This is a genomic window from bacterium (assembly GCA_016124905.1).
Lineage (GTDB): Bacteria > Pseudomonadota > Alphaproteobacteria > Rickettsiales > RI-342 > RI-342.
Map to the genome: position 1 here is coordinate 1 of WGMV01000031.1, position 12,643 is coordinate 12,643.

The following is a 12,643-nucleotide window of genomic DNA, read 5'->3' on the forward strand; positions in this document are numbered from 1 at the left end:
AAAAGATGCTAGCAGTTGTTTTTTCTCAAGGCTCTCCGTAGAGTGCCCGGCGAACATGACGGTTATACGGTATATGGCCTTCTAAACGAGAGATAAGCATGTCACCACAAAAATCCAATAACGGGCTTGAAAAAATTGCCTTTCAGGGCCTACCGGGCGCCCATTCGGACATGGCCTGCCGCCGTGCCTATCCTTACATGGAAACCCTGGCCTGCCCGACATTTGACGATGTTTTCACCGCCGTACAGACCGGCGATGCCCTCTACGGCCTTATCCCCATCGAAAACTCCCAGGCGGGCCGCGTGGCGGAAATACACACCATCCTGCCCAAAACCAAGCTGCATTTCGTCAATGAGACCTTCCAGCCCATCCAGCACCACCTGCTTGGGGTGAAGGGCGCCACCGCCAAGGGGGTGAAAGAGGTCTATTCCCACCCCCAGGGCCTGCTGCAATGCCGTGAGAGCCTCCGCAAGCTAGGCATCAACAACCGCATGGAATATTCCAACACCGCCCAGGCCGCCTCCGATGTCGCCAAATGGAACGACCCCACCAAGGCCGCCATCGCATCCCCCCTCGCGGCAGAGCTTTACGGCCTGGAAGTCCTCCAGCCCAATATCGAGGATTCCAAGGACAACACCACCCTCTTCGTCTGCATCTCGCGTGAGCCGGTGGACCCCAACCCCGAGGACGGCAAAGTGCTGATGACGCTCCTCTTCACCGTCCGCAACGTTCCCTCCGCCCTGTTCAAGGCGCTGGGCGGGTTCGCCACCAACAACATCAACATCCTGAAGCTGGAAAGCTACATTTCCTTCACCTCGCAGGATGCTGCTCAGTTTTTCATCACCTTTGAAGGCCACCCGCGCCGGCGCGGCGTGCAGCTGGCACTGGAGGAGCTTGGCTTCTTCTGCAAAAAGGTGGACGTGCTCGGCGTGTACCCGGCCGATCCGCGTCGCTTCAAGTAAGGCGGCATCATGAGCGGCGGCCCCACCATTCTCCACCTGCACCTTATCTCGGATTCAACGGGGGAGACGGCTGCCAGCGTCGCCCGCGCCAGCGTGGTGCAGTTCAACAACGTGCATGCCATCGAGCATCACTGGCCTTTGGTGCGCAGCCGCAGCCAGATGCAAAAGGCCATCGACAGCGTCGCCGCCAACCCCGGCGTGGTTATTTATACCCTGGTGGATGGCGGCCTCAGCCAGGCGCTCAACGAAGCCTGCGTGGAGCTCAATGTCCCCTGCATCCCCATCATCTCCCGCGTGGTGAAAGAGATCTCCGCCTACCTCAATATCGAAACCAGCGCCATGCCGGGGCGGCAATATATCCTCGATGAAGAATATTTTTCCCGCATGGAAGCCATCAACTATTCGCTCGTGCATGATGACGGCCAGCATGCCGACCATCTCGACCAGGCGGATATCGTGCTGGTCGGCCCGTCGCGCACATCCAAGACACCCACCTGCATCTACCTGTCCTACCGGGGCTACAAGGCCGCCAACGTACCCTTCGTCCCCAATATTCCGCTGCCCGATAAGCTGTTTGAACTGAAACGCGCCTTCATTGTCGGCCTTACCATCAACCCGGAAAACCTCGTGCAGATCCGTAAAAACCGTCTGCTCTCATTGCACGAGCATGAGAATACGGACTACGTGGATATCGAGCAGGTGAAAGAGGAGATGGCCGCCGCCCGCCGCCTGTTCACCAAGCAGCGCTGGCCGGTAATCGATGTCACCCGCCGCTCGGTGGAGGAAACCGCCGCCACCATCTTGAAGCTGTACCACGAAAAGAAAGAAAAGAACGAAAACAAGGAGAACGAACATGGCGCTCATCCAGGCTGACGGCGCAAAGCCTTATTCCTGCGGCAATCACCTGATTTCCGGCATGGCGAAACTCGCCGGCGTGATTGGGGATCCCATCGGCCATTCGCTCTCACCCGCCATGCATGGCTATTGGTTGGCCCGCCATGGCATTGATGCCGCTTACGTGCCGCTGGCCATCAAGCCGCAACATTTCGAATCCGTCTTTCGTGAACTGCCCAAGCTCGGATTTTGCGGCGTCAACATCACCATTCCCTACAAGGAGCTGGTTATGCCGCTGCTTGATGAGGTGGAACCGGAGGCCGAGCAAATCGGCGCGGTGAACACGGTTATCTTCAAGGATAACGGCAAAATACTCGGTGCCAACACCGATGGTTTCGGCTTTCGCGTTGCCATGTCGGAAGCCATGCCCCGCTGGGAAAAGCAGGTAAAAACGGCCCTGATTCTCGGCGCGGGCGGCGCCACCCATGCCATCGTGCACGAGTTGCAGCGCGCTAAAATCAACACTATCTATGTCGCCAACCGTACCTTTGAGAAAGCCGAAGCCATCGCCCAGCGCTTCGGCAAAAAAGTAACGGCGCTGCCATGGGAGGAGCAGGATGCGCAGCACAGGGAAGTCGATCTGCTGGTCAACACCACCTCGCTTGGCATGCTGCACGAACTGCCGCTGGAAATCGACGTGCGCAACCTCAAGCCATCCGCCATGGTGATGGATGCCGTCTATAACCCGTTGGAAACCGACCTGCTGCGCAAGGCACGCCAGAACGGCCACCTCACCGTCAGCGGCCTCGGCATGCTTATCCATCAGGGCAGGGCGGCCTTTCAGCGCTGGTTCGGCATCGACCCCAAGGTGGATGAGGCCATCAAGGTTATTCTGGCCTCAAGGCTTAGCTGATGAAGATCATCGGCCTCACCGGTTCCATCGGCATGGGCAAAAGCACCGTGGCCGCCATGTTGCGGCAAATGGGCGTTCCCGTTTTCTGCAGCGATGAAGCCGTGCACGCGCTGCTGGAAAAAGGCGGCCCCGGCGTGCGCCCCGTGTCGGAGCATTTCAAGGATGTGCTGGTGGATGGCCGTATCGACCGTCAAAAGCTCGGCCGCGCCGTGTTCGGCAATCCGGACCTTCGCCGCCAGTTGGAATCCATCCTGCATCCTCTGGTATGGCAAATGCAGAATGCTTTCCTCAACCGCGCCCGGCGCGAAAAGAAAAAACTCGTCGTGCTCGACATCCCGCTTCTGTTTGAAACGGGCAGGGAGGCCGACATGGACGAGGTCTGGGTTGTTCATTCCCCCGCCTTCATTCAGGAGCGCCGCGTGCTGAAACGCCCCGGGATGACGCGCGAAAAATTCGCCGCCATCCGCGCCAGCCAGCTGCCGAACCACATCAAGAAAAAACACGCCACGCGCCATCTTCACACCTCGCTGGGGATAGGCTACACTCGCAGGCAGTTGCAGAGCTTCTTGAAGGAAATCCTCTAATGCGTGGCAAAAGGGAAATCGCCCTCGATACGGAAACCACGGGTCTGGAGCCGGAGGAGGGCCACCGCATCGTCGAGATCGGCTGTGTGGAGATGATAGACGGCATCCGCACCGGCAATACCTTTCATAAATACCTCAACCCCCAGCGAGACATGCCGGAGGAAGCCCAGCGCATCCACGGACTGAGCAGCGATTTCCTCAAAGACAAGCCCACCTTCAAACAGGTGGTCAAGGAATTCGTTTCCTTCATCGGCAACGCGCCGCTGGTGATTCACAATGCCGCCTTCGACATGAAATTTTTGAACGCGGAGCTCATCAACGCCAAACATCCGCCGTTACCCGGCATGCGTGCCATCGATACGCTGATGATGGCCAAGCGCATGTTCCCCGGTTCGCCTTCCAGCCTGGATGCGCTCTGCAAACGCTTCAACATCGACCTGGGCAAACGCGTCTATCACGGCGCGCTTTTGGATGCTGAACTGCTGGCCGATATCTACCTGGAACTCACCGGCGGCAAACAGAACAGCCTCTGGCAGGATGAAACCGGCAACGCGGCCGATCCCATGCTCTACATCCCCGCGGCGGACATGGCGGCGATGGCAACCAGCATCATCGTGATAGAGCCAACCGAAGAGGAAAAGGCCAACCACCTGGCTTTCATCAAAGGGGTGAAACAGGCCATATGGTTGGATTACTTCCCGCAGGAAAGCCAAAGCGCCTGATAAAACACGGCTTGCTGCATCGCAGCATAAGCAATGGCCTTTACACCACCCCCCTTGGCGTTATAAGTCACCCTTCATTAATCAATATTCTGTAGGCTTGAATCATGGATATCAGCAAGATTTCGCCGGGCAAGGACGCCCCCTGGGACATCAACGTCATTATCGAAGTGCCGATGGGCGTCTCCCCCATTAAATACGAAATCGACAAGGATTCCGGTGCGCTGTTTGTGGATCGCTTCCTGCACACCGCCATGTATTACCCCTGCAATTACGGCTTCATCCCGCACAGCCTCTCTGGCGATGGCGACCCGGCAGATGTGCTCGTGGTTTCCCCATTCCCCGTTCAGCCCTGCTCTGTGCTGCGCAGCCGCCCCGTCGGTGTGCTGCTGATGGAGGATGAGTCCGGCCAGGATGAGAAAATCCTCGCCGTTCCCGTCAACAAGATGATCCCATTTTATGAAAACGTGAAAAACTACACCGATCTGCCCAAAATCCTGCTGGACCAGATCGCCCATTTCTTTGAGCATTACAAAGATCTGGAAAAGAATAAATGGGTCAAGGTAATTGGCTGGAAAGATGCCGAAACGGCAGCCGACCTGATTACCGACAGCCTGAAACGTGCAACATCCAAAGCGGCCTAAGGAAAACACATATGGCAAGAAAACGCGCGGTTTGCGTGTATTGCGGGGCTCAAAACCGGGTTCCCGATCATTATCTGGAAGCAGGCCGGGCCTTCGGCAAACTCCTGGTGGATAACGATATCACACTCGTCTATGGCGGCGGTAATTCCGGCATGATGGGCGCGGTAGCCAACTCCGTACTCACCAACGGCGGGCGCGTCATCGGCGTGTTTCCGGAAGAGCTTCGCGGTCTTGAGGCCGAGCACAGCGCGCTGACGGAAATCTACGTGGTGTCCGGTATGCACGAACGCAAAAAGATGATGTTCGATTTTTCCGACGGCTTTCTGGCACTGCCGGGCGGTTTCGGCACGCTGGATGAGCTGTTTGAGATGATCACCTGGCGTCAGCTCGGCTTCCACGATCGCCCCATCATCATCTACAACCACAAAGGTTATTGGGATCATTGGGTTAAGCTGACCGAAAACATCATGAAGGAAGGCTTCGCCCCGGCCCACACCAGCACCTGCTACAACGTGGTGAACGAGCTGGAAGGCATTTTGCCCGCCATTTTCGGCAAAAACCTCTAAAAATCCTGCGTTAACACTTGCGTTTTCAAGGGGGCTGGGCTATAGCCAGCCTCCCGAAGCCGTCATCCGGCGGTTTCGTATAACTCACGCAGTGTCATTTCCTGTGGATCTTCAAGGTTCGCTAGACGCTGCGGCGGCCAAACAGGAAAAGGATTTTACCATGGCTCAAGTAGATTTCACCATCCGGGAACTGATGGAAGCCGGCGTTCACTTCGGTCACAAGACCAAGCGCTGGAACCCGAAAATGGCGCCGTTCCTCTTCGGTATCCGTCACGATATCCACATCATCGATCTCCAGCAGACCTACCCGATGCTGAAGCGCGCCCTGAAGGCCGTCAACGACGTCGTGTCCCGCAACGGCCGCGTGCTGTTTGTCGGCACCAAGCGCCAGGCGCAAACCATCGTGGCCGAGCATGCCAGGCGCAGCGGTCAATATTACGTGAACCACCGCTGGCTCGGCGGCATGCTCACCAACTGGAAGACCATCTCCCACTCCATTAAGCGCCTGCGCGAGATCGAAACGATCATGACCCAGGAGCAGACCGGCTTCACCAAAAAGGAAATGCTCCAGCTTGAGCGCGAGCGCGAGTCCCTGGACAAGACCCTTGGCGGTATCCGTGATATGGGCGGCCTGCCGGACATCATCTTCGTGATCGATACCAACAAGGAATCCATCGCGCTGAAAGAAGCCGCCCGCCTTGGCATCCCCGTGATCGCCATCCTCGACAGCAACTCCGATCCGGACGGCGTGACCTATCCGGTTCCGGGCAACGACGACTCCGCCCGCGCCATTGAGACCTACTGCCGCCTGGTGGCTGATTCCGCCCTGGCCGGTATCGAAGCGGGCATGATCCGCTCCGGCGTGGATATCGGCGAAGCCGAGAACCTGCCGGAAGGCTTTGGTGCCGAAGGCGAAGGCAAAAAAGGCGCGGCCAAGCCTGCTGCCCGTAAGCGCGCTCCCGCCAAGCCGAAAGCTGCCGCGAATGAAACGGTAGCCGAGGACGAGAAGAAGGCCGCTTCCGCCTAATTTCGCCTACCTTGTATAGGTCCCTCCGGGGACCTATCTTAGGCCAAATAATTTTGGCCCAGTATTTTTAGGAGTTTCACACCATGGGGATCGTTATGTCCGCATCACCTGCACTGATTAAAGAACTTCGCGAGCGTTCCGGCGCTGGCATGATGGATTGCAAACGCGCGCTCGATGAGAACGGTGGCGATATGGAAGCCGCCGTTGACTGGCTGCGCAAAAAAGGTCTGGCCGCTGCCGCCAAGAAAGCCTCCCGCGTGGCCGCTGAAGGCCTCGTGGCCGTTGCCTCCGCCGGCAACAAGGCCGCCGTGGTCGAACTGAACTCCGAAACGGACTTCGTTGGCCGTAACGACCAGTTCCAGGCCCTCGTGGAAAACATCGCCAAAGTGGCCCTTCAGCAGAAGACGCTGGAAGCGACCCTTTCCGCCGCTTACCCCAATACCGGCCGCAGCGTGCAGGATGAGATCGTCCAGCACGTGGCCAGCATTGGCGAGAACATGAACCTCCGCCGCGTAGCCTTCCTTGAAGTCGGCACCGGTGTGGTGGCCACCTATGTCCACAGCGCGGTAAAGCCGGGCCTCGGCAAAATCGGCATCCTGGTCGGTCTGGAAAGCACCGGCAATGCGGATAAGCTGAACGAGATCGGCCGCCAGATCGCCATGCACATCGCTGCCGCCAAACCGGAATCCCTGGATTCGGGAAGCCTGTCGCAAGAGCTGATCGAGCGTGAAAAGCAGATATTCTCCGAGCAGGCAGCCGCCTCCGGCAAGCCCGCCAACATCATCGAAAAGATGATCGAAGGTCGTATCCGCAAATATTACGAAGAAGTATGTCTGCTCGAGCAGGTCTTCGTGATCGACGGCAAGACCAAGATCTCCGATGTGGTCAAGCAATCCGAAGCCACCGTTGGCGCTCCGGTGAAGCTGACCGGCTTCGTCCGCTTCCAGCTGGGCGATGGCATCGAGAAGGAAACCTCCGACTTTGCCGAGGAAGTCCGCAAAGCCGCTGGTGCCTAATCGGTCCCGATAAAACAGAAAAGCCCGCTGGAAACAGCGGGCTTTTTTTATGCCTGAATGGCGGATTAGAAATGGTAACTAGAAGGGATAATCGTCCACGTCCTCGACATTGAAACGGTCCGGCGTCGGTTCGCTGCCCACCAGGTTCACCGAAACGATGCCCAGTTCCTTCGCCACTTCCTGCTGCAATTCTTCTGAAGGTTTACCCAGCCCAGCCGCGACGATCGTGCCATAGGCACGCGGGTCCACCACATCGGCATTGGCGATCTTTTCTTTCAGCTCACTGTATTTTTCAAATGGAAGTTTGAGGTAGCAGAAAATCATGTCGCCAAAATGATTGCTGGCCTGCAAAAGCAGCACCACTTCCTCATGCGGTGGCACGTTGGCGGCGGGCAAATCTGCCCGAAACCCAATTGCCTTGGCTACCCAGCTGTTGTTTGTCATGCTGCCTTACTCGAACCACCAACCCATAGAACAGCAAGCTTAACGATGCCTTAACCTGCGCTATATCATGGGGATTTATGGCTTCTTCTATAAGCATACCATGCGAAAAAGCAAAAAAATAGGCCGCATTGCGGCCTATTTTCTCAAATTTCCTTGAAATTACCTGGAGAAACCCTGATTTGCCTTGGAAGCAAGATTGGCAATTTGCAGCTTTTCCATCAGCTTCTGGGATGCATGGAAGGCAACCTGTAGCGCATTTTTGGCTTTGTCGCCAACATTGGTCATTTCATTCATCAGGCCGCGCTGGGTCATTTCGGCCAGGGTCATTTCCGGCTGGCTTTGCATCGCCAGCATCATGTCGCCGAAAATCTGCTGGAACTTATCCGCATGTTCCGGCAGTTCAATATCAGCCATATCGGGGTTCTGTTCAAACTGCTGCGGGTTCAGCATGAACAGGGTGGCGCCTTCATGCTCCACGGTCTGCACGCTTTCCACTTCGGCAAAATAGTCACGCAGGCGGGTTTCGGGGTCCGAATTGTTGAATTCGTCGTTCATGATTTCGTTGATATATTTATCGGAATCAAACGCCATGTATATCCCCGTAAGGTCCCTGTCTAAACGTTAATTTAGCACCGATAGGCTTAACAATGGTTAATTCGCTCATTGCTACCTTCGATGTCTAATTATTACACCGCCGATATGACGGTTCCATGACAGATAAGACTACCTGTAGCGATTTGATAGATTTTTTCATTAGCGATTGAATTTTAGAGAGATTTAAAACGAGCTTAAAAAGCGTAAAAACTAAGCATTTGATATTTCTGAGGCTGGTTTTCACACAGATGGAGCTGAAAACAGAACGGGAAGAAGAAATAAGCGAAAAAGCGCCCCTGTTCATGCCGCCGTTCCACCCACGGTCAACCCGTCGATGCGCAGTGTCGGCTGCCCCACCCCTACCGGCACGCTCTGCCCGGCTTTTCCGCAGGTGCCGATGCCGTCATCCAGGCGGGCATCGTTGCCAATGGCGGTGATGCGCGTCAGCACATCCGGTCCGTTGCCGATAAGGGTAGCCCCTTTGATGGGGGAGGTGAGGCGCCCATCCTCGATCAGGTAGGCCTCCGATGCCGAAAACACGAATTTGCCCGAGGTGATATCCACCTGGCCGCCACCAAAATAAGGGGCATAAATGCCGCGTTTCACGCCTTGGATGATTTCCTCCGGCGTTTGCTCGCCTCCGAGCATATAGGTATTGGTCATGCGCGGCATCGGCGCGCAGGCGTAGCTTTCGCGTCGCCCGTTGCCGGTAGGTTTTTGTCCCATCAGCCGCGCATTCATCCGGTCATGGATGAAGCCTTTTAAAATACCATCCTCAATCAGGGTGGTGCAGCCGCTCGGTGTGCCCTCGTCGTCAATGGTGATGGAGCCACGCCGGTCGGGCAGGGTGCCGTCATCCACAATGGTAACCCCCTTGGCCGCCACGCGTGTGCCCACCTTGTTATGGAAGGCCGAGGTCTGCTTGCGGTTGAAATCGCCCTCCAGCCCGTGCCCGATGGCCTCATGCAGCAGCACGCCGGGCCAGCCCGGCCCAAGCACCACATTATATTCCCCCGCGGGCGCGGCAATCGCGTCCAGGTTAATCAGGGACTGACGCAGCGCGTCATCGGCGATTTTTTGCCATTCATGCGGCTGCATATACCGGTCAAACCCGAAGCGTCCGCCCGCGCCGGCGCTCCCCCGTTCCAGCCTGCCGTCCTGTTCCACCACCACGCTCACATTCAGCCGCACCAGCGGGCGCACATCGGTCGCCCACACGCCGTCGCTGCGCAGAATGCCCACCACCTGCCATTCGCTGTAGATGCTCACGCTCACCTGCCGCACGCGGTTATCCTTGCGGCGCACATACTGATCGATGCTCTGCAGCAGGGCGATCTTCTCCGCCTGCGGCACCTGGCCGATCGGGTTGGCCTCGGTGTAAAGCGGGGCATGGGCGGGCTGTTCGCCCACATCCGCATGTGCCGCATGGTTGCCTTTCAGAAGCGAGATGGTTTCCGCCGCCCGTTTCAAACTTGGCATATCCAGGCGCGAACTATGCGCATAGGCCACCGTCTCATCCAGAATACCCCGCAGGCCGAACCCGCTGGAGCTGTTCTGCGAGGCCTGCCTCAGGCGCCCGTCATCCCAGGCCAGCTGCTCGGAATAGAGTTTTTCAAGGAATAATTCACCGTCGTCCAGCCCGTGCAGCGCCTCGTTGGTAAAGCGCGCAAGCTCTTCCTGTCCCAGATGGTTAGGGTGCAGCAGCTGCTCCGATAAAATGCTGAAATGGTCGGCCATATATGAATCGCATAAGGAAAATCAGTTGAAATATACGGACAAGCTCTATAAAAACGCAAGCGAGCTGCGAAAAAATCTACATGTAGCGAAATGGAAGGCCACATGGTACGCAAAATACTTTATATAGTACAATCCGTTATCGCCACGCTACTGCTGGCGAATCCCGCAATGGCGTTTGAGCTTCCCGGCAGGGGAGACGGTCATCCGGTTCCGTGGCAGCTTGATTTTCAAGTGCCTGCCACCCCGGTGATGGAAATGCTCAATGGCATGCATAACGAGCTGCTGGTCATCATCACCTGCATCAGCGTGTTCGTGATGGGCCTTCTCGGCTACACCTGCTGGCGTTTCAGCGCCAAGCGCAACCCGGTGCCGAGCAAAAATTCGCACAACACCATGCTGGAAATCGTCTGGACCACCATCCCGGTGCTCATCCTGGTGATCATCACCATTCCCGCGCTGCGCACCCTCTATTACATGGACAAGACCGAGCATGCCGACATGACGCTGAAGGTCGTCGGCTATCAATGGTACTGGCACTACGAATACCCCGATCAGCAGATCGGCTTCGACAGCTACATCAACCGCGATGCCGACCCCGCCAAAGGACAGATTCGCCTGCTGGAAGTCGATAACCGCCTGGTCATTCCCGTGGATACGAGCGTTCGCGTGCTGGTCACGGGGGCGGATGTGAACCACAGCTTCGCCATGCCCGCCTTCGGCGTGAAGCGCGACGCCATTCCCGGCAAGCTTAACGAGACCTGGTTCCGCGCCACGCGTGAAGGCACGTACCGCGGCCAGTGCTCGGAGCTTTGCGGCAAGGATCACGGCTTCATGCCGATCGTGATCGATGTCGTTTCCAAGGAGAAATTCGCCGCATGGGTGGCTGAAGCGAAAACCAAATTCGCCATCAGCCAGGACAATGCGCCCGCTGCGTCCACCCTTGCTTCCGCTCAATAATCAAGCCAACTTCCTATTCAGGACTTTGATCTATGGCCACGAAGAAAAACGCCTCCGCCAACCATGCGCATGATGCGCACGACCATGCCCCCACGGGCTGGCGTCGCTGGCTGCTATCCACCAACCACAAGGATATCGGCACGCTCTACATCATCTTCGCATGCATCGCGGGCCTTATCGGCGGCGCCATGTCCATGTATCTGCGCGCCGAACTGGCCCAGCCGGGCGACCAGTTCACCAACGGCAATTACCAGTTTTACAACGTCATGGTCACGGCACACGCCTTCATCATGGTGTTCTTCCTCATCATGCCCGCGCTCATCGGCGGGTTCGGCAACTGGTTTGTGCCGCTTATGATCGGCGCGCCGGACATGGCCTTTCCACGCATGAACAATATCAGCTTCTGGCTGCTGGTGCCCGCGCTTGGGCTGCTCGTCGCCTCCTCCATGGTGGGCGAGGGCGTCGGCACCGGATGGACTGTCTATCCGCCCCTCAGCATGCCCGGCTCACACCCCGGCATGTCGGTAGACATGGGCATTTTCGCGCTCCACCTGGCCGGTATTTCCTCCATTCTCGGCGCCATCAACTTCCTGGTGACCATATTCAACATGCGCGCACCCGGCATGTCGCTGCACAAAATGCCGCTTTTCGCCTGGTCCATCCTGGTTACGGCCTTCCTGCTGTTGCTGGCGGTACCCGTTCTCGGCGGCGCCATCACCATGCTGCTGACCGACCGTAACTTCGGCACCTCCTTCTTCAACCCCGCTGGCGGCGGTGATCCGGTTCTGTTCCAGCACCTGTTCTGGTTCTTCGGCCACCCGGAAGTATACATTCTGATTCTACCCGGCTTCGGCATCATGAGCGAGATAGTTTCCACCTTCTCCCGCAAGCCGATTTTCGGCTATCTGGGCATGGTCTACGCCATGAGCGCCATCGGCGTGCTGGGCTTCATCGTATGGGCTCACCACATGTTCACCGTGGGGCTGGATGTGGATACCCGCGCGTACTTCACCATCGCAACCATGGCCATCGCTGTGCCCACCGGCATCAAGGTGTTCAGCTGGATCGCCACCATGTGGGGCGGCTCCATTCGCTTCACCACGCCGATGCTGTTTGCTGTCGGCTTCATCTTCCTGTTCACCGTGGGCGGCGTCACCGGCGTGGTGCTGGCCAATGCGGCCATGGACGTCTCCATGCAGGATACCTACTACGTCGTAGCCCACTTCCACTACACCATGTCGCTCGGCGCGCTCTTTGCCGTGTTTGCGGGCTTCTATTACTGGATCGGCAAAATCTCCGGCCGCCAGTACAACGAAACGCTGGGCAAAATCCATTTCTGGATCACCTTCATCGGCGTGAACGTTACCTTCTTCCCCATGCACTTCCTCGGCCTTGCAGGTATGCCGCGCCGTATTCCGGATTATCCGGATGCGTTTGCGGGTTGGAACATGGTCGCCTCCATCGGCGCGGCCATCGCGGGCTTCGGTGCCATCTTCTTCCTCTTTGTGGTGTTCCACACGCTTCGCTACGGCAAGCCTGCGGGCAACAACCCCTGGGGCGAAGGTGCCACCACGCTGGAATGGACGCTTCCTTCACCGCCGCCATTCCATACGTTTGAAAAACTCCCGGTGATCAAATAGGGAAAA

General features: G+C 57.3%; 14 protein-coding genes. 11 read left to right on the top strand and 3 right to left on the bottom strand.

The window, feature by feature from the left end:
- The first annotated feature begins 98 nt into the window (after window positions 1-98).
- The 9 genes from GC177_08320 (at window position 99) to GC177_08360 (ending at window position 7,265) form a co-directional block, all read left to right on the top strand.
- Window positions 99-962: a prephenate dehydratase gene (locus GC177_08320; GenBank protein ID MBI1275961.1), complete on the top strand. Its 864-nt coding sequence runs from the start codon at window positions 99-101 to the stop codon at window positions 960-962.
- Between the two features lie 9 nt (window positions 963-971).
- The gene (gene ppsR / locus GC177_08325) at window positions 972-1,835 is read left to right on the top strand and encodes a pyruvate, phosphate dikinase/phosphoenolpyruvate synthase regulator (GenBank protein ID MBI1275962.1); all 864 of its coding nucleotides are present in this window, start codon (window positions 972-974) and stop codon (window positions 1,833-1,835) included.
- Window positions 1,816-2,709, top strand: coding sequence for a shikimate dehydrogenase (locus GC177_08330; GenBank protein MBI1275963.1), 894 nt, complete (start codon window positions 1,816-1,818; stop codon window positions 2,707-2,709). Before ppsR ends, GC177_08330 begins: the two co-directional genes overlap by 20 nt.
- Entirely contained in the window at window positions 2,709-3,293 is a 585-nt protein-coding gene (locus tag GC177_08335) for a dephospho-CoA kinase (GenBank protein MBI1275964.1), read from the top strand. Before GC177_08330 ends, GC177_08335 begins: the two co-directional genes overlap by 1 nt.
- A complete protein-coding gene (gene dnaQ / locus GC177_08340) occupies window positions 3,293-4,015 on the top strand; it encodes a DNA polymerase III subunit epsilon (protein MBI1275965.1) in 723 nt (240 codons plus the stop codon). Before GC177_08335 ends, dnaQ begins: the two co-directional genes overlap by 1 nt.
- Window positions 4,016-4,119: 104 nt before the next feature.
- On the top strand, window positions 4,120-4,656 hold the full coding sequence (locus GC177_08345) for an inorganic diphosphatase (protein ID MBI1275966.1): 537 nt from the start codon (window positions 4,120-4,122) through the stop codon (window positions 4,654-4,656).
- Window positions 4,566-5,222: a TIGR00730 family Rossman fold protein gene (locus tag GC177_08350; GenBank protein MBI1275967.1), complete on the top strand. Its 657-nt coding sequence runs from the start codon at window positions 4,566-4,568 to the stop codon at window positions 5,220-5,222. The genes GC177_08345 and GC177_08350 overlap by 91 nt, the downstream gene beginning before the upstream one ends.
- Before the next feature lie 160 nt (window positions 5,223-5,382).
- Window positions 5,383-6,249, top strand: a complete 867-nt coding sequence (rpsB, locus tag GC177_08355) for a 30S ribosomal protein S2 (GenBank protein ID MBI1275968.1) — start codon at window positions 5,383-5,385, stop codon at window positions 6,247-6,249.
- Window positions 6,250-6,344: 95 nt separating this feature from the next.
- Entirely contained in the window at window positions 6,345-7,265 is a 921-nt protein-coding gene (locus tag GC177_08360) for an elongation factor Ts (GenBank protein MBI1275969.1), read from the top strand.
- A gap of 78 nt (window positions 7,266-7,343) precedes the next feature.
- On the opposite strand, the gene GC177_08365 is transcribed toward GC177_08360, so the two are convergent.
- The 3 genes from GC177_08365 to tldD all read right to left on the bottom strand — a co-directional run bounded on the left by GC177_08365 (window position 7,344) and on the right by tldD (window position 10,040).
- Window positions 7,344-7,709, bottom strand: coding sequence for a hypothetical protein (locus GC177_08365; GenBank protein MBI1275970.1), 366 nt, complete (start codon window positions 7,707-7,709; stop codon window positions 7,344-7,346).
- A gap of 159 nt (window positions 7,710-7,868) precedes the next feature.
- Entirely contained in the window at window positions 7,869-8,300 is a 432-nt protein-coding gene (locus tag GC177_08370; protein ID MBI1275971.1) for a hypothetical protein, read from the bottom strand.
- Between the two features lie 303 nt (window positions 8,301-8,603).
- Entirely contained in the window at window positions 8,604-10,040 is a 1,437-nt protein-coding gene (gene tldD / locus GC177_08375) for a metalloprotease TldD (protein ID MBI1275972.1), read from the bottom strand.
- A gap of 90 nt (window positions 10,041-10,130) precedes the next feature.
- Here tldD and coxB point away from each other — a divergent pair, with 90 nt between their 5' ends.
- Both coxB and ctaD read left to right on the top strand, forming a co-directional pair.
- Window positions 10,131-10,997, top strand: a complete 867-nt coding sequence (coxB, locus tag GC177_08380; GenBank protein MBI1275973.1) for a cytochrome c oxidase subunit II — start codon at window positions 10,131-10,133, stop codon at window positions 10,995-10,997.
- Window positions 10,998-11,029: 32 nt separating this feature from the next.
- Entirely contained in the window at window positions 11,030-12,637 is a 1,608-nt protein-coding gene (gene ctaD / locus GC177_08385) for a cytochrome c oxidase subunit I (protein MBI1275974.1), read from the top strand.
- Window positions 12,638-12,643: the final 6 nt, after the last annotated feature.